The sequence below is a fragment of the Cyanobium sp. ATX 6F1 genome (assembly GCF_024346315.1).
Lineage (GTDB): Bacteria > Cyanobacteriota > Cyanobacteriia > PCC-6307 > Cyanobiaceae > ATX-6F1.
Genome location: NZ_JAGQCS010000002.1, coordinates 313110 through 338527, shown reverse-complemented (window position 1 = coordinate 338527; position 25418 = coordinate 313110). Strand labels below are relative to the sequence as shown.

The following is a 25418-nucleotide window of genomic DNA, read 5'->3' as shown; positions in this document are numbered from 1 at the left end:
CGATGGATCCCTCCACCAAGCCGCTCATCAGTGTGGTGATCGGCAGTCGTAACGAGGGATCCCAGCTTCAGAGCACCCTCGAACAATTGATGGCGCTCACACCACCAACGGGTGGTCTGGAGTGCTCCTTGCTGGATGACGGATCCAACGACTCCAGCAGTGCCTTTCTCGATGCCGGGCCCTGGCTAGAGCTGCGGCAGCAGGGAATCATCCGCCTGAGGCGACTCAACCATAGTTTGGGGGTGTCGAGGGGGCGAAGGTTCGCCTCCGTGGGTTGCCGCGGCGAGGTGCTGGTCTTCATCGATGCGCATCTGGACTTTCCCCAGAGCGATCTCTGGATCCAGATGGAGCGCCATTTCACGGACCCCGGTTGCCATCTGCTCAGCATCGATTGCTATGACAGCCGTAACGGCAACACCACCGCCGGTTCCGTCTACACCAGTCGTCGACTCTGTCATCAGCAACCGGCCTGGATGCCGATTCAGAGCGACCCCCTGGTGAACTGGGTTGTGCCCTTCGTCAACGGCGGATTCTTTGCGATTCGCCGCAGCGTGTATGAGCAGTTGGGCGGGTTCCCGGATTTTCTGCAGGGCTGGGGGCATGAAGATCGCTTCCTGTCGATGCTGGCGGGTCTGGCAGGTTTCGAATGCCGGCTGGATCAGAGCCTTCAGGTGGGGCATCGCTACAAGGACGTCTTCGAAGATCCAGGCAACGGCGACCCTCCCACCAGTTGCTCCGACCCCCTGCCCGCCGATGGTCTGGTGTTGAACGCTGCCCCCTTTGTGCCCGCGGCGGATGGTGACCCGCCGCCACCCATGCTGATGAACAGCCTGCGCTGCAGTTACCTTCTCTACGATGGGGAGCGGTTCCAGCAGAGCCTCGAACAACTCAGCTTTGACTATGGGGCGGAGTTGGGCACACGAGCGTTGGCCTTGCTCCAACAGGAGCAGCCACAACTTGATGCGCTGCTCGCCCAAGCGGGATTGAATCCATCCCAGAGAGATCAGCGTCTCGAAGCGTTCTGTCAGAAGTTTCGGCCGATGTTGCCGATGCTTGATGAGGCTCTCCTCCACGCCAGCACGGCAATGGGAGATTCGCAGCAGGCGCTGGAGGTGATCCAACAGTTACCGCGGGAGATCGCGTCCCTTCACCAGCCTGACGCCGATCATTACCGAACGGCGCGGCTGTATCGGGAGGCAAGTCGGCACTACGAGCTCGGCCATTTCCCCAGCGTGGCGGCCCTTCTGTTGGAATTGCTCTCCATCGAACCGAACCACCTGCCTTCGATCTGCATGCTGGCCATCGGTCTGCGCAGGCTGAACAGGCCCGAGGGGGCCCGGCACTGGCTCACCCATGGAGTCAACCTGGTGGACCAGCACCGCGCGACCACGGGGCCGGGTCCGCTGGGAGCCTGGCATCCTGCCTGCCAGCAGCCCTATCTCCGGCACCTTTACTGGCCCGGGGCCGACAGGTTTTGTTGGCAGGGGCTGGCAGAACTGTCTGAAGAAGCCGGACAGTGGGCTGAGGCCGTGCGCTGGCTGAGCCGGGTGCTGGAGCAGACGCCCGACGATGAGGAGATCCATGGGAGGCTCCAGCGCTGCCTTCTGAGCCGCCCCAAAAAAACCTAAGGAGCACAGGGCAAAGGAAGTCCCTGATCCGGTTCGGGCTTCATCACCAGCAGCGCCGTTCCTTTGAGGGGATGACGCAGGGGTTGGGCTGGGGGCGCACTCGGATTGCTGGGATAGCCCCTGCCATCAAACGAGAGAACGGCATAGCCGCCATGGCCGGCATCCTGACGCACGTTCACGATCAAATCCTTCCAGCCGTGATGCTTCTGTTCACTCACGATCAGGGGTGGCCTGAACAGGGTCATTCGCGAGACCAAGGTGGGGCCCTTCAGCCCATTGCGAAAGACATAGAAGTTGCAGCCACCGGTGCCGCAGGTGTAGGGGCCTTGAACGGTGGCCACGATCTCCGGGCTGCCGTCACCATTGAGATCCACGCGATCGTAGGCATAGCGAAGGGAGCCCACCTGCGCACATGCCCTGCTCTGCTTAAAAGCCTCTGCCTGCTTCCACTCACTTGAACCTGGATCGGGTCCGTGCCCTTGTCCATCCTCCACGCGCACCGGAAACAGCTCACGGCGTAAGGCCGCTTCCAGGCGGGGATCAGGAACGAGCAGGGGCGGCCGTGAGTTCAGGAGCACCGGTTGTGGAGGTTTCTCCGTTGCGCTCCAGGCGGGGCCTTGTGAGAGGCCCATGGTTCCCCAGATGGCCAGGGGGACCAACACGAGCGGCAGGGGGGAGATCCATGAAGGATTGGGGCTTGCCAAAAGACGATGCTCTCTATTCACAGCAATCGTAGGGAAGTTCTGGGTTGCGGAGGTATCGCTGCGTCGGTCGAGGCGCATGGATTGATGGCTTCTCAATCATCAGTAGGTGGCCATCGCGATGGCCAAGGTCTGGTTCGCGGCCGAGCCGCTGCAACTAGATGGTGGCCGAATAAAGGCTAAACTTTAGACCTGTTGGCAGGGCTCATGTGGCGCCTTGCCGCAGGAAGTTGGCTAGACTTTCTGTGGCCTCAGTTCAATTTCTTTCAACAACCCAAAGGAGTGTTCAAAGTGAAGCAGAGCAAGCACGTTATTGCCGCCACAGCCGCCACCACGATCCTGTTGATGTGGCCGCTTTCCTCCCAGGCCATTGATCCCGCCTATGCCAAGAAGCTTGATCGCTCTGGCTGCACGCAAGTCACCGAACTGAAGGGCTGCGATATCAACAAGACCAAAGCCGAAAACGCCAGAGCTGGATTTGGCACCACCACCACGGCCACTTCCACCTACGCCGGCAAATGGATCGCCAAAAGCAGCGAAGGACTGACCGTGGCCACAATTCGCATCGACAACAAGAACAAGGTAACGGTGAACGGCAAGTCTGTGGCCAGTAAGCTCAGTGATGGTGCCCTGGTGTTCAAAACGGGCTTCATCACGTATTCGATTCAAGGCGATCCCCGCGTCGTGAATGAGAGCAGTTGGACTGATTTTGACGCAAAAACCACCGGCCCTATTCGACGCCAGTGATCAAGGGTTGATTCCAATGATCAGCAGGGGCTTGGCTCCTGCTGTCTCCGTGCTCATTCCAGTCGTCAGCTGATCTTTTGGGCCACCGTCTGAACACGGTTCGGAGCGAAAGGAAGTTCCCAATTTGTAAGAGCTTTCAGAACGGCGAAACGAACCCTGGCCCGTTGAACGGTCCTGATATGGTCGCGGCTGAGCTCATCATCAATGGGTCAGAGCTTCAGAGCCCCTGTTCACGGAAATAGCGCCGAATGGCGTCCTCCGCGACACCCACCTGGGCCGCGTCACAGGCAGAGGTTTTGCTGAAGGTCTTCCCGGCCTTGTTGAAATTGACCCGACAGGCGCCGTCAAATTTCACCTGACGGATGCCCAACAGGAGGGTGACAATCTCGGGCGGTTTTGCCATGGAGGCCCCGCTGACGGGAGCGGAGCTGCCGCTGGGGGCGCCCTTGGAGTAGGGGGCCGTATCCCAGAAGACGAAGATCGACTGTTTTTCCAGCCGGTAAACCTGTCCGCGATTGGCCTCCAGCATCTCGCGCTTGGCAGGCTCACCACGCTCATCAAAGAAGGCGTTGGGCGTGCTCTCGTTGGGCTTGAGCTCGATCGTCTGGCCGCCCTTGAGCTGAATGCTCACGAAGCCCTGGCGCTGGGAAAAGGTACACAGCCCCGAGGAGGTGGCCTTGTCGTCACCTGCGGGAAAAACATCGCAGCGAGCATCGACAGTGTCGGCCAGCGCTGGTGCAGCGAGGGCCACAGAAGCAAGACTCAGCAGAGAGGCAGTGAGGGTCTGGAGTCGTTTCATCAACACTCTTTGTATTGACATTATTTTTGCATCGTACCCCTTCTTGGTTTCGGTCCGGTTCTCGGTTGTGGAACTGGTACATCTCCTTGGCTGATGGTCAATGAGCCCTCCCGACGAGACGAAGTTGTCCGGGCAATGACTGAATCACTTCGGAATGAACTCACCTCTCAACATTCTGACGCAAAAAAAAATGAAAGCCATTTTATGAAGCCAACATTCTCCTCAAGCGGAGGATCAAACCTAGCAGGATCACGGCGATCAACTGCAGCAACGGTACGCCAATCATTACCACGCTTTGCGCTAGCCCAGGCTCGGGCCCTGTGTTTGGGATTGGGGCATGGAGAGCCAGAAGGAACGTACCCCCCAGCGCAAGAAACAGTGTGAGGATGAAAAGAACTCTTGCGTCCGAGCTGCGCTCACGAACGCTTCCAGCCATCAAGCCAAGCAGCAGAAAGGGTGCAACAACCAAGGCCAGAAAGGGAAGATCGATGCCTTGCAATCCGGGCGAGCGAGCACAGACGATGATCAGGCTCGTGATGGCGGCAAACGCGCAGACCACTCTGGTGGCCTGGTCACCCATGACACCCCTTGCCTCCATCATTGGTTCCTGGCATCAACCGCCGTTGCATCGCCAACGACTCCAACTGACGCAACCGTTGCTGCTGGCTGGCCTTCACACAGGACCGCATGTTCTCCTGAGCCCTCCAGCATTGGTCCATGGTTTCCACCCAGCGGCGCTGATCCTCCATCAGGGCCTCGCGCTCTGGCTGCTTGAGGGAAGCATCGTCCCGCAGGTGGCGAAAGGCCTGGCGCAGCTGCGCGTCGATGGCCGTCAGTTCGGCATCCCGACAGATCAGCACCGTGGCGGCGCTGCCCGCGCGCTGACAGCGGATCGTCTCCCCATCGAAGGACTCCGGTGGCGGAGGTATCGCCTGGGCGCCGAGAGTGCTGAAGACCCCTGCCAAAAGCAGCGGCAGAACTGGCAGCGGCCACCTGCCCATGGACCAGAAGGCTTGTTGCAGCGGCGTCCGTGCCGGTGGGCGTAACGGGGTCATCACTTCAAGGCGATCCTCGCCTCACGAATGAGATCAGCTGGTTCAATTCTGACCCTCAAACCACCGGCCCGATCCGTCGCCCGTAATCAAGGACCGATTCAGAAGAAGAACTTCACCCCGGCTTCGATGCCATTTTGGTTGACGCTGTAGGCATTTTCGGGGGTGGCCCCATTGGTGCCGCCCAGGTGCATGTAGCGCCAGGAGAGATTCATCTGGGTGGAGTTCCCGAGCGCATAGCCAACGCCCACCTGGGTGTTCCAGGAGTATTCATCGGCATTGTTCACACCGAAGCCGCCGAGGTCGCCGCGGGCGAAGAGCCTCAGACGGGGAGAGAGAAACACCATCGCCTGGGTGCCGATCAGGGGTTGGACCACGGTGCCGCCGAAGGACTGTTGCCGCTGAAGATTCAACCCCTGCAGCGTCACGGACTTCTCCAGGCTCGGCCCCTTAAACGTCAGGGTCCGGCCAGGTCCCTGGGCTTCCAGCTCCAGGTCGTATTGCATGTTGACGATCCGCAGACCCGCGTAGGGGATGACGCTGAAACTGCCGGCGCGGGCCACGGCCGTTTCGCGGTCTCCGAAGCGGTAGCGCAGGGCCAGGTCGTAGATGCCCTGGATGTTTCCGACACTGGCGTTCAGGCTGGCCTGACAGTCAGGGGTGAGGGTGAGGCTGCGCTGACCGAGAGCGCCTTCGATGCTGCGCGTCTTGATGTTCCGCAGCGTGCCCTCTTGACTCTTGACCGAGACGTAGCTGATGTCGGTGAGCAGTCCGAGGCGGCCATGTTCAAGGCTGCCCCGGAAGTAGGCCGCTCCCGTCAGGGGCCTCAGCACCTGACCGAGGTCCAGATCCAGGTCGGTGCTGAAGCCTCTGACGGTGGTGGTCCCGGTGGTGCGAAGCGGTAAAAAGCCGTAGAGCTCGGTCGTTCCCGCCCAGGGGGAGGCCGCGGTGGGAGCAGCTGCTGCGGGGGCCGTTGAATCTTCGGTTTTTGGGACTTCCTGGCCGGCTGTGCCGAAGAGACCGGCGCCATCGCCAACAGAGCCCATGTGCCTACGGCTGCACCGATCAGCAGGGCCTTGGGAGCCCAACATTTGTTCTGCTTCGTCGGGTGCCCGTACCAAAGGCCCTGAAAATTGACGGAGGGAGTTCTGTTTCGCGCAGAAAAGCACCGGCCGCCGCACCGTCACTCCTGATTCCCGCAGTCATCTACCGCATCGGCGCCGCCACCGACAACCGCCGCCCCACCCGGCCGGGGGCACGGGAAGCCCAGAGCCCGGACTTGGGCAGGGCCCAGCACGGGTTCCGCCCGGTGGCGCCAGCTTCCTGGAAGCTCCTGAACACATCTGGTCATTGCTTCGGGCGCTGGTGACAGGGCCGGCGCTGGGGGACCTTCCTACGCTTGGATCGCTCAGGGCTTGGGGCGGCATGGCCTGCTCAGGCCCGGATTCAGGAGAAATCGCATGAACATTCGATGGCTCGCCGCGTGGCCAGCGTTGCTGATGGCTCCTGCGGTCGCCCAGGTCAATTTCTCGCTCAATTTCGGCCAGCCCGACTATTACGGAAGGGTGGAGATGGGTGACTACTACCCCCGTCCGGTGGTGCTGTACCAGCAGCCTGTGATCATCGAGCGCTCGCCGGCCTATGGCTATGGCGCCCAGCCTGTGTATGTGAATGTGCCTCCATGGCAGGCTCGAAACTGGTCGGGGTATTGCTCAAACTACGGATTGTGCAACCGGCCTGTTTATTTTGTGAACAACAATTGGTATGAACGGACCTATGTGCCCGCCTACCGCAAGTACAAGGGGCAGAACCGATCCTACGGCAACAAGCATTACGAAAAGCATGACGATTAGGACTCGGTTGCGCAGATCCTGAGCCTGTTTTTTCCGACGCAAATCCCCCCCCCCCCCGCAAGGGCATGGTCTGAGCTGAAGTTCGCCGGATGCTGAGAGCCTTTGCCCCGAGCAGCCGTTGCCAGAGGGGGCGCATGGCTTTCGATGGGCCGAGGTTTGCTTCCGTTCAGGATGCTGCGCCGTAGGCCAACTGGCAGACGGCCTTAAGCAACTGGGCTTCAGTTGCAACCCTGCACCGAAATCCGGTAACTGAAGCCGAGGGCGCCGGGCTGGGTGCTGGCACCGATCTTGAAGTTCATCAGGCTCGTGCGCCGCCCGGGGATTGAGGGGAAGGGGCCGAACATCCGCCCGGTGCCCTGCGGGGGCGTCAGGTTGACATTGAACAGGCGCAGGCTGTCCCGGTCGGTGAAGATCATGAATCCCTGGACCGGATAGGTGGCCTTGTCGGTGGAGGTGGCCGTGAAGAAGAAGCGGTAGCTGCTGAACGGCCGATCAACGACGAAATCGGTGTTCCAGTTGGTGCGTCCCAGCAGCCGGCCGGGGCCCACCTGTTTGGCGACCACGGGATCCGGGCCGCCGCCCAGTGGTTGGAGGAAGGTGCAGGTCTGGGCCTGGGCGGGGAGGGCGGTGCCCAGAGCGATGGCTGCGATCAGACCAGCCACTCCCCTGCGGCCCGCCCCTGTCCGTTGGTTCGTTGATGTGGTCATGCTGCGTGGCTCCGGTGGGTGCACCCTATGGCGGATAGACCCCAGCCCCGGTCAATAGCCTCCGTAGCCACCCTCCTCATGTTCCTCCTCTTCGGGGAGCTGCAGGTTCACCACCACCGGGGCATGGTCGCTGGGCTTGTCGTTGCCGCGCACGGCCTTGTGGATCACACAGCCCGTGGCCCACACCAACAGGTCTTCCGAGAGGTAAATGTGATCGATGCGCCAGCCCCGGTCCCGGTCCCAGGCGCCACTGCGGTAGTCCCACCAGCTCCAGTGGCCGCTCGCTGGTTCGAAGACACGGAACACATCGCTCAAGCGCCCGTTCAGGGCGCCCGTCAACGCCGCGCGTTCGGCCTCGCTGGCCATGATCCCGCCCGTGAGCCGCTTCGGGTCATGGAGGTCGCGATCCTCCAGGGCGATGTTGAAGTCCCCCACCATGCAGAGGGGATCGCCCTCCTGCTCCAGGGCGTTCAGGTAGCGCCCCAGGCAGTTCAGCCAGCGGAGCTTGTAGACGTACTTCTCTGAACTCAACGCGGAGCCGTTGGGCACGTAGAGGTTGAGCACGCGCACCCCTTCGATGCGGGCACTGATCACGCGCTTCTGCTCCCCGAGAGCTTCGGCTTCGTCGTCACCTGGCAACAGGGCGGCAAAGCCGATGCGCACGTCTTCGAGCGGGTGCAGGCTGAGGATCGCGACGCCGTTGTAGGCCTTCTGGCCGCTGATCACGACCTCGTAGCCCAGGGCGGTGAAGCTCTCGGCAGGGAAGCTGCCGTCTTCGACCTTGGTCTCCTGCAGGCAGACCACATCGGGGCGCTCCTGCTGAAGCCACTCCACCAGCTGATCAAGGCGGCTGCGCACCGAGTTCACGTTCCAGGTGGCGATGCGCATGCGCTTCGACCGCTTCTCGGTTGGAGCCACCTAGCATCGTTCCATCTCGGCATTAAGGGCGATGGGGCGCAACCGAACAGTTCTCGCGATGGGCGGGGCCACCCTCATGGCTTCCCTGGCCATGGCGGTGTCCACCACGGCGGCGCTGGCCCAGGCCAACAATCCCTACGGCGGCAAATCGACGCAGGAGGAGCAGTTCCTGGATTACGGCCCCGGCAACGGCAAGCCAAAAACCATCTTTGATGCCAAGAACCCCGGCGACCTGATCAACACCCTGCGCAAGGGGGCGGCCATGGACGATGCCACCCCTCCCGGGGACGCGGTGGACCAGGCCCTCAGGGCTTTGGAGGCCCAGAATCCGCCGGCTTCGGCTTCGGGGACAAAGCTGAAGGGACCTTAAGGGCCCGCAGGGGCGCCAGACCCCAGTCGGTGGCCACCTGATCCAGCCGTGGGTCGTCCTTGTCAGGGCTGCGCTCCCGCGCCTGGGCCAGGAAGTTCTGGGCCCCCTTGGTGTCGCCGGCCTCCTGCTTGAGCAAGGCCATCGCCAGCAGTGGCCTCGGGTCCCTGGGGTGGTCCGCCGCCAGCTTGCGGTAGAGCGCTTCGGCGGCGCCCCCCTGCTTCTGGCGCTGGAGCAGGTCGGCCAGCAGCAATCCCAGCGGCAATGCATTCGCCGAGACCGGGGCGGTGTTGGCCTTGAGGAAGGCCGCCTGGAGCTGGGCCTGGGCCTCGCCGCCGCGTCCCTGCTCCAGCTGCAGCAAGGTGCGCAGTTGCAGGGCCTCCATGCGGCCGGGGGAGAGGTTGAGGATCTGGCGCACCTCCCGCTCGGCCCCGGCGCGGTCGTTCTGATCGCGGCGCAGCTCTGCCAGCAACAACCGCAGCGGCCAGCGCTCCGGGTTCTGGTCCGCCAGCCGCTCCAGCAATTTGGTGGCCTCGGGCTTCTGCTCGAGGGCCAGCAGGATCTGCAGCAGCCGTTCCTTTTCCGCTTCGCTGGCCCGGCCCTGGTCGATGGAGCGCTGCAGTTGCCGGGCCTGGTGCTGCAGGGCGATCTGGGTGGGCAAGGGCCCCCTGGCACCCGCCGAGCGCTGGCCCAGCCACCAGCCTCCGGCCAGGCAGATCCCAGCGAGGGCCACGATCAGCACCCCCAGACTCAGGCTGAGTCGCGGTCCGGTGCCGGAGCCGGGGGGCGTGCGCGGGGCCATGGCCTGGGTGTGGTTGGGGGCCAGTCTGGGGCAAGGGAGCGGGACTACATTGACCCCTGGGCCAAGGGTTGCCCCCAGAGACCATGCGTCACCATCCGATTTCCCCGGTCACCGAACCGCTGCAGTACCGGGCCATCGGCGTGGTCCGGGGGCGCTATGTCCCCGATGACGCCGAGCAGCTCACCCGGGGCCACATCCACACCGACGACGGCGCTCGGATCGAAGCGGTGGTGCTGGGGCGGGTGCTGAACCTGATGCGGCGTCACCTGGATCTGGGGCAGCCCCACCTCTGGGTGGTGTACCCCCGTTTTCGCGAAGCCGACTTTCTCCACCTGCAGATGGTGGGGGTGTGGGAACCGAGCACCCTGGCGGCGGCAGAGGCGGCAGCAACTGAGGTCCCCGCAACCGACGCCACCGCAACGGCAGCCACGGCAACCGATGCCCTGCCCGAGGGCGATGACTACTTCTCGGTGCGCGGGGAACTGATCTACACCCGCCCGGAAAGCTCCGATCTGGTGATCAAGGTGCGCCAGATGCCCCGCCCCGACGGCAGCCGCCCCACCCCCTTCAAGCTCCAGCTCAAGGGGACGGTGCCCATGGAGCACCTGCGCCACTTCGTCGCCCTCGACCTGCGCCGCCAGGGCCAGCAGCTGCACCTGGAGCATTGCGAGGTGATCGCCCCCATGCCCCAGCGGGGTAACCGGGGCGGCAAGGCGAAGGGCAAGGGCGACCGGGGCCCCGCCCGTGACGGCTCCCGCAGTGGTCCCCACCGCAACGCGATCAGCCGGCCGGGCCGCTGAGATGGGGCTCTGGGCAGCCACCAGCGGCACCTGGATCAATGGGCTCACCGTTCTGCTGGGCTCCCTCCTGGGCGCCCGTCTGGGCCGATCCCTCGGCGAGGGCTTGCGCCGCCACTGGCGCCGTTGGATTGGTGTGGTGACCCTGGTGCTGGGCCTGCAGATGGTTCAGCCCCTGTTTCATCTGCGGCTCGGGCCCCTGCCGGCCCTGGCGCCGGCGTTGCTGGTGCTGGTGCTGGCCTCGGCCCTGGGGGCTGCCCTGGGATTGGACCGGCGCCTGGCGCGGTTGCTGAACGGGCGCCCGCAGGCGAGCGGCCCTGGTGATCCAGAGCTGGTGGGCGGGGCCTTCGTGCTCTTCTGCGTCGGACCGATGACCGTGGTGGGCTGCCTGCGCAACGGGGCCCTCGGCGATCCCGACCTGCTGCTGGTCAAGGCGGCCCTCGATGGCATCAGCGCCGCCGTGCTGGCCACCAGCGCCGGGGTGGCCCTGGCCTGGGTGGTGCTGCCGTTGCTGGTGGTGCAGCTCTCCCTTTCCGGGGTGGGGGCGCTGCTGGCCGCGCGCCTGCCGGATCCGGCCACCGCACCGCCGGTGCTGTTCACGGCGGCGGTGGGGGGGCTGCTGGTGCTGGCCCTGGCCCTCGATCTGCTCGAACTGCCCCATCCGAGCGTCACCGAGGCCCTGCCGGCGCTGGTCCTGGCGCCCCTGGTGGGGGCCGCGCTCACATGAACGGCCCCGATCCCATCAGCCCGGCGGCGCAGGGGGTTTCTGCCTTGGGCGATGACGGTCTTCCCCTGCGGGCGGGTCTGGCGGTGGGGGGCTTCACCCTCGCGGCGTTGCTGGGGCCCCTGGTGGGGCTGGGCCCAGCGCCGATCGCCCTGGGGGCGGCCGCCGCCCTGGGGGCCCTCAGCCTCGACGCCGCCCGCTTCGGGGGCCTGGGCGGCCACCTGCTGGCGGAAGCCCTGCCCGGCGGCCGCGCCCGCCTGCGGCGCATCGCCCTGCATGAAGCGGCCCATGCCCTGGTGGCGGCCGAGAACGGCCTCACGGTGGTTCAGGTGCTGGTGGGCAGCCTGGCCTGCCTACGGGCCGGATTGCGTTGCAATGGCAGCACCGCCTTCGAACTCCCGGCGGCGGCCAAGTTGCCCGCTGAGGATCTGCGCCGCTGGAGCCGCATGCTCCAGGCCGGCATGGTGGCCGAGGAACTGCACTACGGCAGCGCCCGGGGTGGCGCCGATGACCGGGCGCTGCTCGGGCGCCTCTGGGGGCTTTCCGGCTACGACGTGGCCACGGCCCAGATGGAGCAGCGCCGGGCCCGGCGGGAGGTGGAGCAGTGGCTGCGGCGGGAGGCGGGCCGGCTGGAGGCGGAGGCCGAGCGGCTGCTGGCGGGTGCCCCCACCGTGCTGAGGCCCGCGGCCCTGGCGCCATGAGGCTGGCCCCATGACCCTGGCTTACGTCGATTGCCCCACCGGCCTGGCGGGGGACATGCTGCTGGCGGCCCTCTTCGACCTGGGCCTGCCCCGGGAGCGGGTGGAGGAGCCCCTGGCCCAGCTGGGTCTGGCGGGGGCCTACGGGCTGCAGTGGCAGGAGGGCTCCAGCGGCGGGCTGCGGGGCCTGGCGCTGACCGTGGAGGCCCTGGAGGCGCAGCCACCCCATCGCCACTGGGGTGAACTGAAGGCCCTGCTGGAGGCGAGCCCCCTGGACGGCAACCTGCGCGCTCGGGTGCTGGCGGTGTTCACCCGGTTGGCGGAGGCGGAGGGGGCGGTGCACGGCCACCGGCCCGAGCAGGTGCATTTCCATGAGGTGGGTGCCATCGATGCCCTCGTCGATGTGGTCGGGGTCTGTGCCGGCTTGCTGCACTTCGGCGTTGACGAGCTGATCTGCGCGCCGCCGCCGGCCGGCCATGGAACCGTGCGCACCGCCCACGGGGTGCTGCCTTTGCCCGCCCCGGCGGTGCTGGAGCTGGCGGCCCGCGCCGCCGTGCCCCTGGCCAGCAGCGAAGGGTTCCCCGCCGGAGAGCTCACCACCCCCACGGGCCTGGCCCTGATGGCCACCTGGGCGAGTCGCTTCGCGGCGCCTCCGGCCCTGGTGCCCCTGCGGGTGGGCATTGGTCTGGGCAGCCGCCGCCTCGATCGCCCCAACCTGCTGCGCCTCTGGCTGGCCGAGCCCAGCCCCGCTCTTTCAAGCCCTGGGCCGGGTGGCGGCGAGATCCTCCAGCCCCTGGTTCTGCAGCAGGCCCAGGTGGATGACGCCAGCCCCGAGGATCTGGCCTTCTTGATCGAGGAGCTTCGTGGTGCTGGGGCCCTGGAGGTGTTCAGCCAGCCGATCGCGATGAAAAAGGGGCGCCCGGCGGCGCTGATCAGCGTGCTGGTGCCGCCCGATCGCGCCGGGGCTCTGCGCAAGGTCTGGTGGGCCCACGGCAGCAGCCTGGGGGTGCGCGAACAGCTCCAGCAGCGCTGGAGCCTGCCCCGCCGCAGCCGCAGCCTGGCCACCGCCTGGGGCCCGGTGCGGATCAAGGAGGCGCTCAGCCCCCAGGGGCGCCGCTCGATGAAGCCGGAGTATGAGGATCTCGCGCAGCTGGCCCGCCGCCACGGCCTTTCGCTGCAGCAGCTGCGCGCGGCGGTGCAGGCGGCCTGGGCCAGCGAGGAGAGGTCATGACGGGCCCTGCCATCGGGTTGATCCAGCGCCGCTGGCAAAGCCTTCGCCGCTGGCTAAGGGAGCGCCACTGGCTGTTCCAGCCACACTTGCCGAAGCTTCCGCCTCTGCCGGGCGGATCCCGCCTCTGGGTGGCGCTGGCGAGCCTGGGCTTCGTGCTCGCGGCGCTGCTCAACAACGGCCGCCAATTGGCCCAGCTCTCCCTCGATGGCCAGGGCTGGGCCTGGCTGCTGCTGGGGGTTGGGGTGAGCCTGCTGAGCCTGGTGGCCAATGGGCTGGCCTGGGGGATCTGCCTGCGCTGGCTGGGGTTGACCCCCGCCTGGGGGGCGACGGTGCTGCTGTTTCTGACCAGCAACCTGCGCAAATACCTGCCCGGCGGCATCTGGCACCTGGTGCAGCGGATCCAGGCCCTGCGCGGCGGTGGCGTCGTCACCGCCAGCCCCCTGCCCGCCCATCGAGCGGTGCTGGCGGTGCTGCTCGATCCGGTGCTGATGGCGGCGGCGGCCCTGGCCCTGGTGCCCCTGGGCCTGTGGCCCTTGCAGGGGGCGGATCGGCTGGCGCTGCTGGCCCTGCTGCCGCTGCTGGCCCTGGCGCCCCGCTGGTTCCGGCCCCTGCTGGGGGCCCTGGAGCGGCGGCGCCTGGCCCAGCTGAGCGCCCGGTTTCCGGAGGATGGGGCCCTGAAGCTGGAGCTGGCGAACCAGCAGGGGGCTGAGGCAACCGCGCCAGCCCTGCGCGGCTATCCCCTCGCGCCTCTGCTGGCGGAGCTGGTGTTCGTGTTGCTGCGCTTCGGAGGCTTCGCCTGCTGTGTGCTGGCTTTTGATCAACAGCTTTCCCTGGGTTGGGGCCACTGGTTGGCGGGCTTTGCCCTGGCCTGGACCGCCGGACTGGTGGTGCCCGGGGCGCCGGGGGGGCTCGGGGTGTTCGAAGCCACCCTGCTGCTGCGCCTGGGGCTTGAGCTGCCCGAAGGACCCCTGCTGGCGGTCGCCCTCAGCTACCGGCTGGTGACCGTGGTGGCGGATCTGCTGGCGGCGGGCACGGCCCAGCTCGACCAGCGCTGGATGGCCCAGACCCCTGCGCCGGGTTGGCCGCTTAATCGCAATTAGGCCTACTCTTGAGAAATGTCTGCCATCCCCGGCGCCGGCCCCCCACCGCCGGACCACGCCCTGCGCACCAACCTGCATGACCGTGGACGGCGGCTCACCCCCCAGCGTCAACGGGTGCTGGAACTGTTCGAGCGCATCGGCGAAGGCAGCCATCTGAGCGCCGAGGAGGTTCACCAGCGTCTGATTCGCTCCGACGGGCGCGTCTCTTTGGCGACCGTCTACCGCACCTTGCGGCTGCTCAGTTCCTTCGGACTGCTGCAGGAGCTGGAGCTGCCAGAAGGGGGCCGGCGCTTCGAGCTGGCAAGCGACACCCACCGCAACCACCACCACCTGGTCTGCGTGCGCTGCGGCCGCACCGAGGAATTCGAGAGCCCCGCGGTGCTCAGCGCCGGCGAGCAGGCGGCCGCCGGCCATGGCTTCCGGTTGCTGGAATGCGTGCTCAACGTGCGGGGGCTCTGTCCCCCCTGCGCCGCGGCGGAGCAGGTCTGAGCTCAGGCCAGCGGGAGCCTGGCAGCTGCAGCTGCTGATCGGCCCATTCGGCGGCGAGGGCGGCCAGAAGGCTGGAGCGGTCTCCGTGCAGGCGAACCATGCTGTTTTGGAAGAACGTGGGTTCAGCCTGGGGGGTTCCCATGGCGAGGCCCCGACGGATCACACGGAAGCGTGCATCCGATCGCACAGCCCCTCGGTCCTTGGATCACAGGCGGCCCCGCTGAGGCGATCCAATCTTGCTATTGAGAATCGCTTGCAAAGCGCTCCATACTTGTTTAGGTTGAGAGTCATTCGCAACAGGGCCCATTGGGGCCTGCCCGTCCCCACCGATGAGCTTCCGTTTCCTGCCCGATCAACCCGCCCCTGCCGTACGCATGCCCGTCGGCCAGACCGTGCTGCTGGATCCCGCCCTGCGGCCTTCCGGCAGCTGCATCGAGGTGCTCGAAGGGGTGGCCCGGGTCTATTGCCCCTGCGAGGAAACCGAGGGCATGACCCTGGCCTTCCTGCAGCCGGGCGACCAGCTGCGCACCGATCGTCTTTGCAGTGAAGGCGTCTGCGTCGAAGCGCTCACGCCCCTGGTCTTTCGCAGCGATGCCGAGCCCCTGGCCTCAGACGGCTTCGATCCGGTCAACGAGTGGACCCTGCAACTGCTGCGCATCCGTCACCTGGGCTCCGCCGATCAGCGGCTCCATGCCCTGCTCTCCCTGTTGGTGCGCCGGCTCGGGCGCCGCTGCGGCGTCTGGTGCGAGTTGCCGTTCCGACTCACCCACGAGCGCATCGGTGAACTGATCGGCACCACCCGGGTCACCAGCACCCGGCTGATTTCGAAGATCCGCCAGGCCAGGTTGCTGGAGGCCCCCGCCGGAGAGAACGGCCTGCGGCTGGCCCCGGAACTGGTGGCCTCAGCCCCCCTGGCGGTCGGCTGAGCGGAGTCAGGTGATAGTCAGATCATCACGAAACTGATTGAGACACTGAAGGCGTGATCTCAATGGCTCTTTATGTGACAAGTGTCGGAAAGACTCTTGGTTATGTTTGGCTGGGTTATTCTCTCTTTGCCTGGATTATTTCCTGCTGTTGCTGCTCAAGCCACTGAAGAGGGCAGGCTGGATATTGATTATTTAATATGCCAGTCCGAGGCCAATCTTGCGCGTTTGCAGCTTTGACAGCGAGACAGTTTCTTCCAAGCACATGGCTACTTGGATAGCTTTTGGGATTTTTATCAAGCCCTAGTTATGGGTCAAGAGAAATTGGCCGTTGCCATTGATCTCGCCATCACAGCTGGCAAAGTTTGAAACAAACCAGATTAGATAAAAACGCCAAATACGCCGGAATCGGGAGAAGTCCATGGCGCCATAGTTTAAATCTTTGTTGGTTTCAATGTGGGCGTCAAAATTCTTCAACCACTCTGCAAATGTACGCGAGTAATTATTACCATTCATGTACCAGCGCTGGACAGTCTTCAGATTTCTGTTGTGGCTTGGAACGGCATCGTAATTCCAGTAGCGCCCGTGGGGGAAAATATACTTGTGCGTAAAGGCGCTGGAAATGTTATTCGGTGTGCGTACGGTGATGATATGAAGGAAGAACTTGCCACCTGGCTTTAAGAAGGAAGCCAGCTTCGCAAAGGCATTGGTGAGGTTGCCAACATGGCAAAAAACGCCAATGGAAAGAATATTATCAAACTTCTCTTCAAAGTATGGATCATTCAGGTCGCCTTCGACGAGGGTGAAGCGACCCGATGCCAGATGACTTTGCGGATCCTGCATGCGTTGACGTATAAACTCGCACTGATGATGGCTGAGATTAATCCCGGTCATTCTGACATTGGGAAACTTTGATAGGATATAATTAGGGATGCATCCCCAGCCACAGCCAAAGTCGAGAATGTTATCGCCATCTTTGATATCTAATTTTTCTATGATGTCATCAATCATCTGTATCTGAGATTGCTCGAGATCAGCGGCCCCTTTGTCCCAAAGGCCCATGCTGTATTTGGGATAAATCACTTTGCCGTTGCCTAGCATTGTATTGAGCATTCCCTGTGGTAGGTCATATTGGATCTTCATCAGATCCTTCGAGCCTTCCGCCACTTGGTCGGTTTCCTGCAACACCCACTCATAGGGGGCAAGTAGAGCAGGCACATACTTAAAGAAGAACGGCATGCTTGTATCAAACAGTGCCTTCAGGACTGGATCGGGAAGTTCCAGTCCGTTCGCGTAGGATTCGCCCACGGCCATTTGTACGGCATTCACAACACGGGTGGCAGCTCGTGTGGCGTGATAGGCGATAGGGTGCTTGCGGGTCACATCTCCTACCAAAGGTAGGTAGCGCTGCAGGCCCGTTTCGACAGCGCCTGATTTCGTTTGATCAGTTTCTGGGGTCCGCTGCCCATGAACTTTTAAACTGAGATCAACCATGTTTGTTGGCTGCATGGAGGGAGCTGCGATGGGATCAAGTTGGGCCGACTTGAAAAGAAATAAGTAGAGAGGGACGGTTCAGCGGGGCCCATTCTCTACTGGATCGATAGGATAACTTGACAGCAAATGCAATAAGTTGGAGGCCATCGTTTCAAATATATACAAGCCCCACTCCGGCGGTGGGCGCTTGTTCAGATCGCTGATCAGAAACGGAATTCTGAAGCGCGACGGCGTATTGATCCAGGTACTTGCCCTGTTGCGGACCCTGACTCTCAAACTGATGCGGGGTCATGATATTCAGTCGATCCGAGCCGGCTTGATGGCCATGGCTGACAACATCAGCCGGATGCACTCATCGATCGGGAATGAACCCCAGCAAGAAGAGCTGAGTGGACGTTCAATGAACCCTGCTTCATAACAGCCTCCCGGGCGTTGAGTGGTTGATCATGAACGCTTCCGCCTTCAGAAGGGGGGAGCCAGCAGGTCGGCCCCCGCGGGTGAGAGCGGCCTGCGGTTGGCCCCGGAACTGGTGGTCTCAGCCCCCCTGGCGGCGGCCTGATTCCAGGCTGGGCACCAGCGCCAGCGAGGCCGCCAGCCCCAGCAGCAGGATCAGCAGCGCCGGCAGCAGCGCCGCCCCCACACGCTCATCACTGGCGTACTGGAACACCCGCACCGCCAGGGTGTCGAAGTCGAAGGGGCGCAGGGCGAAGGTGAGCGGCAGCTCCTTGACCGTGTCGACGAACACCAGCAGGCCCGCCACCAGCAGGGGCTCCTTCAACAGCGGCAGGTGCACCCGGGCCAACACCTGGGGCCAGCTGCAGCCCAGGCCGGTGGCGGCTTCATCGACGCTGGGAGGAAGGCGCTCGAGGGCCGCATCGAGCCCGCCCTTGGCCACCGCCAGAAAGCGGTCGCCATAGCCCCAGAGCAGCAGCAGCAGGGGGCTCAGGGCCAGCGGCCCGCCGATCAGCATCAGAGCCAGGGCCAGCACGGTGCCCGGCACCGCATAGCCCATGCCGGCGGCAAAGCTGAGCCGCTGCAGCAGCGGCGAGGGCAGCCAGCGGCGGGCGATCGACAGCAGCAGCGCGCTGCCCACGGTGATCCCCGCGGCCGCCAGGGCCAGCCCCAGGCTGCGCAGGCTCAGCCCCAGCAGCTCAGCGGCCGATTCCCCCTGGAGTTGGTCCCAGCTCAGGGCGGCCCAGAGCAGGGGGAGCCCCAGGGTGGCCAGCGGGGGCAGCAGGGTCAGGGTCTGGGCCGCCAGGGTGCGCCAACCCCCCAGGGGCCAGCGCTGGGGGGCATCGCCCCCGTGGGCCAGGGCCCAGCGGCGGCTGCGGCCGCGCAGCTGGCGTTCAGCCCCCACCAGCAGGCTGACAATCACCAGGGCAAACAGGGCCAGGCCCACGGCGCCACGCGGATCCTCTTCCCCCTGCCAGCGCTGCAGGATGCCGCTCGAGAGGGTCGGCACCCCCAGCAGTTCCACGGCCCCCAGCTCATTCACCACCTCCATGCCGGCCAGGGCGATCCCCGCCCCGATCGAGGGCAGCGCCATCGGCAGGGCCACCCGGGCGAAGCTGCCCCAGGGGCCCACCCCGAGGCTGCGGCAGGCCTCCAGTTGGCGCTGGCCGCTCGCCGAAAAGCTCTCGGTTGCCAGCAGAAACACGTAGCTGTAGGTGGTCAGGGTCAGCACCAGCACGGTCCAACCCAGCCCGTGGACGCGCAGCTGCCATTGGCTGCCCAGGTCGATCAAGGTGGCGGCCAGCAGGTAACCGGGGGTGGCCAGCGGCAGCAGTTGGGCGATCCGCAGCCAGCGGCGCCCGGGAAACCGGCAGCAGGCGGTGAGCCAGCCATTGGCGGTGCCGAGCAGGGCGCCCAGGGCACCAACGGCCGCCACCAGGGCCACGGTGTTGAGCAGCTGCTCGCGGCCATCGGCCCCCAGGGCCAGGGCGGCGGGCCCGGAGCCCAGGGCGGTGAAGCCGATCAGCATCGCGATCGGGGCCAGGGCCAGGCCGCAGATCAACAGAACGCCCCCGGCCAGCACCCCCCGGCTGGGCCTCTCCCGGCTGGGTTCGACCCCTGCTAGAGCCTTGCCAGCGGCTGCCATGGACACTGAGGTAAAGCTCAGTTTAGGAGCCCTACTTCCAGCCCCCCGCCTCCATCAGCTCGACGGCGGCGCGGTTCTTCGCCCCCATCTGCTCCACGGTGACGGCATCGGCCTTGAAGGGGCCAAAGCTCTTCAAGGTGGCGTTGTTGCCATAGCCCTTGAGCGGGTATTCGTTGTTGGCTTCGGCGTAGCCCTTGCCGCCGCTGGGGGAGGCCAGGAATTCGATCAGCCGGATCGCCCCCTGGGGGTTGCGGGCGTGGCGGGTGACGCCGGCGCCGCTGATGTTGACGTGGGCGGGGGTGGGGAAGACCACCTTGAGGTTGCGGGCCAGGGCCTGGTCGCTGGCGCCACCCTGGCCGGTGAGCATCCGGGCGACGTAATAGGAGTTCACCACTCCCACGCCGCACTCCCCGCTGGCCACGGCCCGGGCCAGGGGTGTGTCGGAGCTGAAGAAGGGCTGGCTGACGTTGGCCGTCAGAGCCTTGATCCACTGCCGGGTGGCGGCCTCACCGCGCTGGATCAGTTGATCGGCCACCAACGACTGGTTGTAGACGCTCCTGCGATCGCGCAGGCAGAGCTTGCCCTTGAGGGCGGGGCTGGCCAGATCGGCGTAGGTGCGGATGGCTCCGGGTTTCACTTGCTTGGGGTTGACCACCACCAGGCGCACCCGGCGGGTGAGCCCATACCAGCGGCCCTTGGAATCGCGCAGGTTGAGGGGCACGTCTTTGAGCAGGGCGGCGGAGCGGGCGCTCTGGAACAGCCCCAGGGAGGTGGCCTTCTCCAGGCGGGCGGCATCCACGAGCACGAGCACGTCGGCGGGGCTGTTCTTGCCCTCGCTCCTGAGGCGCTCGATCAGGGCGTCATCCTTGGCCTCCAGCAGATTGACCTTGATGCCGGTGCGTGCGGTGAACTGGCGGTAGAGCTCTTTGTCGGTGTTGTAGTGGCGGCCGGAGTAGACGCCGATCTCGGCGGCTGGGGCGCCGCCGCTCGCTTGCTGAGCCTGAACTGCTAAGCCACCGGCGAGGGCTGCTCCCACCAGGGCAAGACTGATCAGAAGCCGATTGCGAGCGCTGGAGTCAGGTCGCAGCGGAGTCAGCGGAGGGAGCATTCAGGCAGGGGGCCGAAGGGCCCGATCACGGCCTTGAAGCTAAAAACGCGACCGATCGAGTGGTCGCAGCGATGCTTCAAAAGCGCGTAGCAATTGTTACCTCGTAAGAGGAGGTGGCCGTAGGTTCGCCCCAGCGGATCAGCCGCGGCTGTTGCGGCTGATCCGCACGGGAATCGGCACCAGCGCCGGTTGCATCAGGCCACCACCGCCGTTGTCGTCGTCGGAGTCGATGGTGAGCCAGAACGCCAGCACGAACAGGGCGATCACACCGGTGAAGAGCAGCAGTTCAGCCATGGACCCCGGCGCGCAGTGGCCCAACACTAACCAGATCGACAGGCTCTGTTGTGTCGTGCGTGGCTGTTCGGGGCCCCTCAGCCGAATCCTTTGCCCGCATCTTTGGCCACGCAGGCCTGGAGCTGCTGGCGCAGTTTGGCGTGGTCGAGGTCTTGGCCGATCAGCACCAGCTGGTTCTTGCGCTCACCCGGCCAGTCGGAGTCATCGATCGAGAAACGCTTGCCGGCCAGGTGGAACACATGGCGCCGCTCGCTCTCGTTGAACCAGAGCACCCCTTTGGCGCGGAAGACCGATCCGGGCAGCTGGTTGTCGAGGAAGTTCTGGAACTTGCGCAGGGCGAAGGGGCCTTCGGAGCTGAACGACAGGGAGGTGTAGCCCGCGATCGCCAGGTGATCGGCGGTAGCTGGGCTGCCATGGCTGTGGTCATGGTCATGGCCGTGGCTGTGCCCGTGGCCGTGCCCGTGGCTGTGATCGTGGCCGTGCCCGTGGTCGTGATCAGCGTGATCGTGAGCTGTGGCGGGCGCCTGCTGCTCGGCCACCACCCGATCCGATTCGAACAGCCCCACGCTCAGCAGCAGTGGCAGGGGCACCTCCCCCTTCACCGAGCGCAGGATGCGGGCATCGGTCTTGATGGCGCGCAGCTTGGCCTCCAGCTCCGCCAGCCGCTCCTCGCTCACCAGGTCGCATTTGTTGAGCATCAGGATGTCGCCGTAGACCACCTGGGCCCGGCCCACCTCGCCCTCCAGCAGCGTGTCGTCGACGTTCTCGGCGTCGATCAGAGTGATGATCGAATCCAGGCGGGTGGAATCCCGCAGGTCGCTGCCCAGGAAGGTCATCGCCACTGGCAGGGGGTCCGCCAGGCCGGTGGTCTCCACCACCAGGTAGTCCACCGGATCGGGGCGCTGCAGGATCCGCTCGACGGCGCCCAGCAGTTCACCGTTGATGGTGCAGCAGATGCAGCCGTTGCTCAGCTCCACCGTGTCTTCGCCCGTGGCGATGATCAACTCGTTGTCGATGCCGATCTCACCGAACTCGTTGACGAGCACGGCGGTTCTGACCCCCTCCTGGTTGCTGAGGATGTGGTTGAGCAGGGTGGTCTTGCCGGCCCCCAGAAAACCCGTGAGGATCGTCACCGGCAGGGGGCCGGGGAGTGGCTTCTCGCCTGAAAAAGGGAGAGCGCTGCTCTGGGGGGCGGTGCTGGTGCTCATCGAGACCGGATCGTTGGCGCCAGTCTGGCGCCTGGGTGCCACGGAGGACTCGGGTTAGGGTCCGACCAACCGTCACCGAGTGCCATGGAGATCGACCATCCAGGTGCCAAGCCCCTGGGGCCCGAGCAGCTGGCCCTGCTCGAGCAGTTCCGCGCCCGCCTGCAGGAGCGGGTCGCCAGCGTCGGCCTCACCTCCGACGACGTGCAGCGTCTGGTGAAGGAGATCCGCCAGCACCCGGACATCAGCGTCGAGCTGCTGCGGGAGCTGCGGGCCGAGAGCGAACAACTGCTGCCCGGCCAGCGCCTGGTGACCTTTGATTGGGACTGAGCCCTGAGCGATCAGCCCAGGGGGCGCCGGTGGGGCTCAGAAGTTGAAGCTGGTCTTGATCAGCCCGCCCAGCTGGTGGAAGCTCGCCCCGGGGGCGGTGGTCTGGCCCAGGGGCCGGCTCAGGTAAAAGAGGGCCGGCGTGATCGAGATCGCGTCGCTCACCTGAACCTTGTACCAGGCCTCCCAGACGTAGTTGCCATCGGCCGGGCTGTCGCCGCCCGTGAGCGCCGTGGCGAACACCGGTTGACCCACCGCCACCCCGGCGGCGTTGCCCTTGGCGAAGGCATCGCTCCAGTTCAGGCCCACCAGCCACGACTGGCTGGTGCTCGGCGCCCCATCGATTGGGCGGGTGTCGTAGGAGGTGCTGTTCACCCCCCAGCCGGCACTGATCGAGGGAAACCAACCGCTCTGTTTGGGCTGCCAATAGCCGCCCAGGCCGAAGGCAAGGGTGCGGCTGGCGGGGTCGGCGAAGGCGGTGGCGGTGAGTGGCGTGGTCCCCGGCACCTCCACCCCCGACTGCACGTAGGAGTAGATGGCGGCCAGGGCCCACTGCGGTTGGGCGTAGCCCAGCTGCACCGTGCCGGTGCCGGCGGAGGCTCGGCTGCCGATGCCCCCCAGCGAGGGATCGCCAATGGCACCGTTGTCGGCTACGTAGCTGGCGCTGACGCTGACGCCGCCGTTCTGCCACCAGAGGCCGGCGCCGGGACCGAGGTTCTTGTTGTAGGCCGCCGGTGCGCCGTTGAGGGTCAGCACGTTCAGGATCGTGTCGCTCGGGTACACGCTCGGCCAGAGGGCCAGCATGTCCTCCTGCCCCACCCGGCCGCCGGCGGTGGCGGTGAAGGAGCGGCCGATCGGGAACTGGTAATAGAGCTTGTCGATCCCCAGCACATCGGGGCCGGCGTCCTCCTCGAAGGCCACCTCCAGGCTGGAGAGGATGCCGGTGGGGCCGGCGCCACCGAAGGCGGAGGCCGCGAAATTGCCCGCCCGCAGGATCGTGCGCAGCAGGTCTTTACCGCTGAAGCTGGTGTCGAAGCTCAGCTGCAGGTCGTAGGTGAGGGTGGTCGCCCCCACCTCGGCGCGGGCGGCATCCACAGCAGCGCTATCGCTGCCGCCGAAGGCATTGGCCCCCACCACAAAGGTGGCCAGGCCTGAGAGCTTGGTGGTGGTGGAGAACTGGGTGGCCTCCAGCTCACCAACCTTGGCTTCGAGGCCATCGACGCGGCCGCGCAGCACGGCGAGCTCCTTCTGGAATTCAGCCATGAGCTTCTTGAGCTCGTCGGTCACTTCAGTGATCCGATCGAGGCAGGCATGGAGCAGGGCGGCGGCTTCCCAGCGGGTCAGGGCCTGGGCGCCCTTGAAGCTGCCGTTGGGGTAGCCGGCGACGCAGCCGTAGCGCTCGACCAGGTTCGAGAGCGCCTGATAGGCCCAGGAGGTGGGCTGAACGTCGGAGAATTGAGTGAGGCTGGTGACTTGCTCCCGCGCTTCGATGGGGCCGCCATAGCGCTTGAGGTCGCTGAGGTTCAGCTCGGCGGCCTGGGCCTGGTTTGCGCCGAGGGCCAAGGGGGCCGCCCCGAAGGCCAAGGGGGCCAGGGCGCCGAGCAGGCCCCATGGGGCCGCGGGCAGCAGGGGCGAGCGCGAGCAGCTGGGAAGCGTCATGAATGCAGGCGGCGGCGCGGCGGTGTGAGCTGAAGCGAGTGTGAGGGCGTTGGCAGCTGTTGCGCGCTCAACCAGCACCTCACGGGGTGCCATCGGGCACTCGGGCGATGGCCACGGCCAACCTAGCCCATGGATTGAGAATCGTTCTCGCAGCCTCAGCCCGGCTGGCGTTCCTGGCAGAGCGGGCAGAGCCCAAAAAACTCCAGGGTGTGGAACAGCAGTTGGAAGCCGTCCAGCTGCTGGGGGCTGAGATCGTCGCCGTGCATCGGGCAGGCGGGCAAGGGCACGGTGCGGCCGCAGTCGACGCAGGTGAGATGGTGCTCGTCGCGTTCGGTGGGGGCGAACAGGGCCTCGCCGCTGGGCAGGTGGCGGCAGCGCACGAGGCCCTGTTGCTGCAGCTGGCGCAGGTGCCGGTAGACCGTGGCCAGGCCCATGGACTGCGGAGTGCTGCGCAGTTGGGCGTGGAGGTCCTGCCCGGAGAGCTCGCTGCTGGCCAGGCGCAGTTGCTCCAGCAGGTGCTGCTGCTTGCCGTTGAGGGTGGCGGGACGGGAGGCCTCCATGGGGGAATCCTATGGAGCGAGGTGAGACCGGCGGCCCAGGAGCGTGAGGCTCAGGCTGGACTGAGTATCGTTCTCAAACAGCGCTGGCTTCCGGTTGGGCGCACTGCCGAAACGTCAGGCCGTCATGCCCCACCTGAGCCGCACACCGCAAGCGCCGCCCCAGGCCTGGATCCGTGCTCGCGCCCGGTTCATCGCGGGGCTGCTGGCGACGGCCAGCCTGCTGGCGGGATGTCAGCCCAAGGCCACCGCCTCAAAAACAGAGAAGCCCCTGGCCGTGGTCACCACCTTCCTGCCGATCACCGAATTCACCCGGGCTGTGGCGGGCGACTGTGCCACCGTGAACGCCCTGATCCCCACCAAAGTGGGCCCCCATGATTTCCAGGCCACGCCCACCGATCTGGCCCGCCTTCGCCAGGCCGATGTGCTCGTCAAGAACGGACTGGGCCTCGAGGGTTTCCTCGACAAGCTCATCGCCGGCGCTGAAAACCCGCGCCTGCGGGTGATCGACACCAGCCAGGGCATCAGCACGCTGAGCCTCCCTGGGGCGGGCGGCGGCCATCACCATGGTGCGGACCAGATCGAGGCCAAAGGCCATGACCACGGCGAGATCAACCCCCACATCTGGCTGGATCCCCTGCGGGCTGCGCAGCAGGTGACCAGCATCCGCGATGGCCTGATCGCCGCCAGGCCCGCCTGCAAGGCCACCTTCACCACGAACGCGGCCCGCTTCACGGCCGAGCTGGAGCGTCTGAACACCGACCTGGCGGCCCAGCTCAAGCCCTATGCCGGCAAGACCTTCGTGGCCTTCCACGACTTCGCTCCCTACTTCGCTGAGCGTTATGGGCTGAAGGCCAGCTTCGTGGTCAATGTGCCCGAGGAGAACCCCACCCCGGCCGACCTCAGGCGGGTGGCGCGCCTGGCCCAGGCTACCCAGCTCAAGGCCCTGCTCAGCGAGCCCCAGGAGGGCAGCGGATCCTTCCAGGCGCTGGCGAACGATCTTGGGGTGAAGGTGATTGCGTTCGATTCGCTCGAGACGGGCCCCGATTCGGCGGCGGCACCGGGCACCTACGCCAGAACCCTGCGCGGCAACGCCGCGAATCTGGTCAAGGCCCTCGGAGGCTGAGGGCGCCGTTCCCG

General features: G+C 65.6%; 28 protein-coding genes. 13 read left to right on the top strand and 15 right to left on the bottom strand.

All coding sequences use genetic code 11. The features are described 5' to 3' along the window. Positions 1–2: 2 nt before the first annotated feature. The gene (locus KBZ13_RS04560) at positions 3–1628 is read left to right on the top strand and encodes a glycosyltransferase (protein WP_255006860.1); all 1626 of its coding nucleotides are present in this window, start codon (positions 3–5) and stop codon (positions 1626–1628) included. Here KBZ13_RS04560 and KBZ13_RS04555 read toward each other — a convergent pair. Beyond that, a complete protein-coding gene (locus KBZ13_RS04555; protein WP_255006859.1) occupies positions 1625–2032 on the bottom strand; it encodes a hypothetical protein in 408 nt (135 codons plus the stop codon). The two genes, KBZ13_RS04560 and KBZ13_RS04555, sit on opposite strands and share 4 nt — an antisense overlap. A 504-nt stretch (positions 2033–2536) precedes the next feature. On the opposite strand from KBZ13_RS04555, the gene KBZ13_RS04550 reads away from it, so the two are divergent. Next, entirely contained in the window at positions 2537–3076 is a 540-nt protein-coding gene (locus KBZ13_RS04550) for a hypothetical protein (RefSeq protein WP_255006858.1), read from the top strand. A 217-nt stretch (positions 3077–3293) separates the two neighbouring features. Here KBZ13_RS04550 and KBZ13_RS04545 read toward each other — a convergent pair whose 3' ends face one another. The 4 genes from KBZ13_RS04545 to KBZ13_RS04530 form a co-directional block, all read right to left on the bottom strand. Then, positions 3294–3827, bottom strand: coding sequence for a hypothetical protein (locus KBZ13_RS04545; RefSeq protein ID WP_255006857.1), 534 nt, complete (start codon positions 3825–3827; stop codon positions 3294–3296). 250 nt (positions 3828–4077) lie between these two features. Next, positions 4078–4455, bottom strand: coding sequence for a hypothetical protein (locus KBZ13_RS04540; protein WP_255006856.1), 378 nt, complete (start codon positions 4453–4455; stop codon positions 4078–4080). Then, positions 4448–4930: a lysozyme inhibitor LprI family protein gene (locus KBZ13_RS04535; RefSeq protein WP_255006854.1), complete on the bottom strand. Its 483-nt coding sequence runs from the start codon at positions 4928–4930 to the stop codon at positions 4448–4450. The genes KBZ13_RS04540 and KBZ13_RS04535 overlap by 8 nt, the downstream gene beginning before the upstream one ends. Before the next feature lie 98 nt (positions 4931–5028). After that, positions 5029–5973 carry a hypothetical protein gene (locus tag KBZ13_RS04530; RefSeq protein ID WP_255006852.1) on the bottom strand — a complete coding sequence of 315 codons (945 nt, stop codon included), beginning with the start codon at positions 5971–5973 and terminating at the stop codon, positions 5029–5031. 453 nt (positions 5974–6426) lie between these two features. Here KBZ13_RS04530 and KBZ13_RS04525 point away from each other — a divergent pair, with 453 nt between their 5' ends. Continuing rightward, positions 6427–6780, top strand: a complete 354-nt coding sequence (locus tag KBZ13_RS04525) for a hypothetical protein (protein ID WP_255006850.1) — start codon at positions 6427–6429, stop codon at positions 6778–6780. A gap of 218 nt (positions 6781–6998) precedes the next feature. Here KBZ13_RS04525 and KBZ13_RS04520 read toward each other — a convergent pair whose 3' ends face one another. Both KBZ13_RS04520 and xth read right to left on the bottom strand, forming a co-directional pair. Next, entirely contained in the window at positions 6999–7487 is a 489-nt protein-coding gene (locus KBZ13_RS04520) for a hypothetical protein (RefSeq protein ID WP_255006849.1), read from the bottom strand. A gap of 51 nt (positions 7488–7538) precedes the next feature. Then, a complete protein-coding gene (xth, locus tag KBZ13_RS04515; protein ID WP_255006848.1) occupies positions 7539–8375 on the bottom strand; it encodes an exodeoxyribonuclease III in 837 nt (278 codons plus the stop codon). 61 nt (positions 8376–8436) lie between these two features. Between xth and KBZ13_RS04510 the strand changes: the two genes are divergently transcribed. Continuing rightward, a complete protein-coding gene (locus KBZ13_RS04510) occupies positions 8437–8775 on the top strand; it encodes a hypothetical protein (protein WP_255006845.1) in 339 nt (112 codons plus the stop codon). Here KBZ13_RS04510 and KBZ13_RS04505 read toward each other — a convergent pair. Next, on the bottom strand, positions 8711–9574 hold the full coding sequence (locus tag KBZ13_RS04505) for a hypothetical protein (protein ID WP_255006843.1): 864 nt from the start codon (positions 9572–9574) through the stop codon (positions 8711–8713). The genes KBZ13_RS04510 and KBZ13_RS04505 overlap by 65 nt on opposite strands. An 83-nt stretch (positions 9575–9657) precedes the next feature. Between KBZ13_RS04505 and KBZ13_RS04500 the strand changes: the two genes are divergently transcribed. From KBZ13_RS04500 to KBZ13_RS04470, 7 genes are all read left to right on the top strand, one after another. Next, the gene (locus KBZ13_RS04500) at positions 9658–10374 is read left to right on the top strand and encodes a hypothetical protein (protein WP_255006842.1); all 717 of its coding nucleotides are present in this window, start codon (positions 9658–9660) and stop codon (positions 10372–10374) included. Between the two features lies 1 nt (position 10375). After that, positions 10376–11098 carry a DUF554 family protein gene (locus KBZ13_RS04495; RefSeq protein ID WP_255006840.1) on the top strand — a complete coding sequence of 241 codons (723 nt, stop codon included), beginning with the start codon at positions 10376–10378 and terminating at the stop codon, positions 11096–11098. Further along, the gene (locus tag KBZ13_RS04490; RefSeq protein WP_255006838.1) at positions 11095–11796 is read left to right on the top strand and encodes a hypothetical protein; all 702 of its coding nucleotides are present in this window, start codon (positions 11095–11097) and stop codon (positions 11794–11796) included. Before KBZ13_RS04495 ends, KBZ13_RS04490 begins: the two co-directional genes overlap by 4 nt. 10 nt (positions 11797–11806) lie before the next feature. Next, positions 11807–13024 (top strand): nickel pincer cofactor biosynthesis protein LarC, encoded by a 1218-nt coding sequence (gene larC / locus KBZ13_RS04485; protein WP_255006835.1) that lies wholly within the window; start codon positions 11807–11809, stop codon positions 13022–13024. Further along, positions 13021–14124, top strand: a complete 1104-nt coding sequence (locus tag KBZ13_RS04480) for a lysylphosphatidylglycerol synthase domain-containing protein (RefSeq protein WP_255006832.1) — start codon at positions 13021–13023, stop codon at positions 14122–14124. The genes larC and KBZ13_RS04480 overlap by 4 nt, the downstream gene beginning before the upstream one ends. A gap of 15 nt (positions 14125–14139) precedes the next feature. Next, positions 14140–14613: a Fur family transcriptional regulator gene (locus KBZ13_RS04475; RefSeq protein WP_255006823.1), complete on the top strand. Its 474-nt coding sequence runs from the start codon at positions 14140–14142 to the stop codon at positions 14611–14613. A 329-nt stretch (positions 14614–14942) separates the two neighbouring features. Continuing rightward, on the top strand, positions 14943–15539 hold the full coding sequence (locus KBZ13_RS04470; RefSeq protein WP_255006821.1) for a Crp/Fnr family transcriptional regulator: 597 nt from the start codon (positions 14943–14945) through the stop codon (positions 15537–15539). A gap of 300 nt (positions 15540–15839) precedes the next feature. Here the strand turns inward: KBZ13_RS04470 and KBZ13_RS04465 are convergent, their stop codons facing one another. The 5 genes from KBZ13_RS04465 to KBZ13_RS04445 all read right to left on the bottom strand — a co-directional run bounded on the left by KBZ13_RS04465 (position 15840) and on the right by KBZ13_RS04445 (position 21738). Then, positions 15840–17045, bottom strand: a complete 1206-nt coding sequence (locus KBZ13_RS04465) for a class I SAM-dependent methyltransferase (RefSeq protein ID WP_255006808.1) — start codon at positions 17043–17045, stop codon at positions 15840–15842. A 520-nt stretch (positions 17046–17565) separates the two neighbouring features. Continuing rightward, positions 17566–19128, bottom strand: coding sequence for an ABC transporter permease (locus KBZ13_RS04460; RefSeq protein WP_409995607.1), 1563 nt, complete (start codon positions 19126–19128; stop codon positions 17566–17568). Positions 19129–19159: 31 nt separating this feature from the next. Beyond that, on the bottom strand, positions 19160–20236 hold the full coding sequence (locus KBZ13_RS04455; RefSeq protein ID WP_409995606.1) for an extracellular solute-binding protein: 1077 nt from the start codon (positions 20234–20236) through the stop codon (positions 19160–19162). A gap of 138 nt (positions 20237–20374) precedes the next feature. Beyond that, complete coding sequence (locus KBZ13_RS04450; RefSeq protein ID WP_255006799.1) at positions 20375–20530, bottom strand: hypothetical protein; 156 nt, start codon at positions 20528–20530, stop codon at positions 20375–20377. A gap of 77 nt (positions 20531–20607) precedes the next feature. Then, a complete protein-coding gene (locus KBZ13_RS04445; RefSeq protein WP_255006797.1) occupies positions 20608–21738 on the bottom strand; it encodes a CobW family GTP-binding protein in 1131 nt (376 codons plus the stop codon). 84 nt (positions 21739–21822) lie between these two features. Between KBZ13_RS04445 and KBZ13_RS04440 the strand changes: the two genes are divergently transcribed. Beyond that, positions 21823–22065, top strand: a complete 243-nt coding sequence (locus KBZ13_RS04440) for a hypothetical protein (RefSeq protein ID WP_255006796.1) — start codon at positions 21823–21825, stop codon at positions 22063–22065. 36 nt (positions 22066–22101) lie between these two features. On the opposite strand, the gene KBZ13_RS04435 is transcribed toward KBZ13_RS04440, so the two are convergent. Together KBZ13_RS04435 and KBZ13_RS04430 are read right to left on the bottom strand one after the other, a co-directional pair. Beyond that, positions 22102–23721 carry an iron uptake porin gene (locus KBZ13_RS04435; protein ID WP_255006795.1) on the bottom strand — a complete coding sequence of 540 codons (1620 nt, stop codon included), beginning with the start codon at positions 23719–23721 and terminating at the stop codon, positions 22102–22104. A gap of 155 nt (positions 23722–23876) precedes the next feature. Beyond that, positions 23877–24281 carry a transcriptional repressor gene (locus KBZ13_RS04430; RefSeq protein WP_255006786.1) on the bottom strand — a complete coding sequence of 135 codons (405 nt, stop codon included), beginning with the start codon at positions 24279–24281 and terminating at the stop codon, positions 23877–23879. A gap of 124 nt (positions 24282–24405) precedes the next feature. On the opposite strand from KBZ13_RS04430, the gene KBZ13_RS04425 reads away from it, so the two are divergent. Beyond that, the gene (locus KBZ13_RS04425) at positions 24406–25404 is read left to right on the top strand and encodes a metal ABC transporter solute-binding protein, Zn/Mn family (RefSeq protein ID WP_255006785.1); all 999 of its coding nucleotides are present in this window, start codon (positions 24406–24408) and stop codon (positions 25402–25404) included. Positions 25405–25418 lie beyond the last annotated feature (14 nt).

Bases quoted from the DNA above. Each gene is read 5' to 3' on its own strand.
- KBZ13_RS04560 (WP_255006860.1), top strand. From the start codon at position 3: ATGGATCCCTCCACCAAGCCGCTCATCAGTGTGGTGATCGGCAGTCGT.
- KBZ13_RS04550 (WP_255006858.1), top strand. From the start codon at position 2,537: ATGTGGCGCCTTGCCGCAGGAAGTTGGCTAGACTTTCTGTGGCCTCAG.
- KBZ13_RS04540 (WP_255006856.1), bottom strand. From the start codon at position 4,455: ATGGGTGACCAGGCCACCAGAGTGGTCTGCGCGTTTGCCGCCATCACG.
- KBZ13_RS04535 (WP_255006854.1), bottom strand. From the start codon at position 4,930: ATGACCCCGTTACGCCCACCGGCACGGACGCCGCTGCAACAAGCCTTC.
- KBZ13_RS04530 (WP_255006852.1), bottom strand. From the start codon at position 5,973: ATGGGCTCTGTTGGCGATGGCGCCGGTCTCTTCGGCACAGCCGGCCAG.
- KBZ13_RS04525 (WP_255006850.1), top strand. From the start codon at position 6,427: ATGGCTCCTGCGGTCGCCCAGGTCAATTTCTCGCTCAATTTCGGCCAG.
- KBZ13_RS04520 (WP_255006849.1), bottom strand. From the start codon at position 7,487: ATGACCACATCAACGAACCAACGGACAGGGGCGGGCCGCAGGGGAGTG.
- xth (WP_255006848.1), bottom strand. From the start codon at position 8,375: ATGCGCATCGCCACCTGGAACGTGAACTCGGTGCGCAGCCGCCTTGAT.
- KBZ13_RS04510 (WP_255006845.1), top strand. From the start codon at position 8,437: ATGGGGCGCAACCGAACAGTTCTCGCGATGGGCGGGGCCACCCTCATG.
- KBZ13_RS04505 (WP_255006843.1), bottom strand. From the start codon at position 9,574: ATGGCCCCGCGCACGCCCCCCGGCTCCGGCACCGGACCGCGACTCAGC.
- KBZ13_RS04500 (WP_255006842.1), top strand. From the start codon at position 9,658: ATGCGTCACCATCCGATTTCCCCGGTCACCGAACCGCTGCAGTACCGG.
- KBZ13_RS04495 (WP_255006840.1), top strand. From the start codon at position 10,376: ATGGGGCTCTGGGCAGCCACCAGCGGCACCTGGATCAATGGGCTCACC.
- KBZ13_RS04490 (WP_255006838.1), top strand. From the start codon at position 11,095: ATGAACGGCCCCGATCCCATCAGCCCGGCGGCGCAGGGGGTTTCTGCC.
- larC (WP_255006835.1), top strand. From the start codon at position 11,807: ATGACCCTGGCTTACGTCGATTGCCCCACCGGCCTGGCGGGGGACATG.
- KBZ13_RS04480 (WP_255006832.1), top strand. From the start codon at position 13,021: ATGACGGGCCCTGCCATCGGGTTGATCCAGCGCCGCTGGCAAAGCCTT.
- KBZ13_RS04475 (WP_255006823.1), top strand. From the start codon at position 14,140: ATGTCTGCCATCCCCGGCGCCGGCCCCCCACCGCCGGACCACGCCCTG.
- KBZ13_RS04470 (WP_255006821.1), top strand. From the start codon at position 14,943: ATGAGCTTCCGTTTCCTGCCCGATCAACCCGCCCCTGCCGTACGCATG.
- KBZ13_RS04465 (WP_255006808.1), bottom strand. From the start codon at position 17,045: ATGCAGCCAACAAACATGGTTGATCTCAGTTTAAAAGTTCATGGGCAG.
- KBZ13_RS04460 (WP_409995607.1), bottom strand. From the start codon at position 19,128: ATGGCAGCCGCTGGCAAGGCTCTAGCAGGGGTCGAACCCAGCCGGGAG.
- KBZ13_RS04455 (WP_409995606.1), bottom strand. From the start codon at position 20,236: ATGCTCCCTCCGCTGACTCCGCTGCGACCTGACTCCAGCGCTCGCAAT.
- KBZ13_RS04450 (WP_255006799.1), bottom strand. From the start codon at position 20,530: ATGGCTGAACTGCTGCTCTTCACCGGTGTGATCGCCCTGTTCGTGCTG.
- KBZ13_RS04445 (WP_255006797.1), bottom strand. From the start codon at position 21,738: ATGAGCACCAGCACCGCCCCCCAGAGCAGCGCTCTCCCTTTTTCAGGC.
- KBZ13_RS04440 (WP_255006796.1), top strand. From the start codon at position 21,823: ATGGAGATCGACCATCCAGGTGCCAAGCCCCTGGGGCCCGAGCAGCTG.
- KBZ13_RS04435 (WP_255006795.1), bottom strand. From the start codon at position 23,721: ATGACGCTTCCCAGCTGCTCGCGCTCGCCCCTGCTGCCCGCGGCCCCA.
- KBZ13_RS04430 (WP_255006786.1), bottom strand. From the start codon at position 24,281: ATGGAGGCCTCCCGTCCCGCCACCCTCAACGGCAAGCAGCAGCACCTG.
- KBZ13_RS04425 (WP_255006785.1), top strand. From the start codon at position 24,406: ATGCCCCACCTGAGCCGCACACCGCAAGCGCCGCCCCAGGCCTGGATC.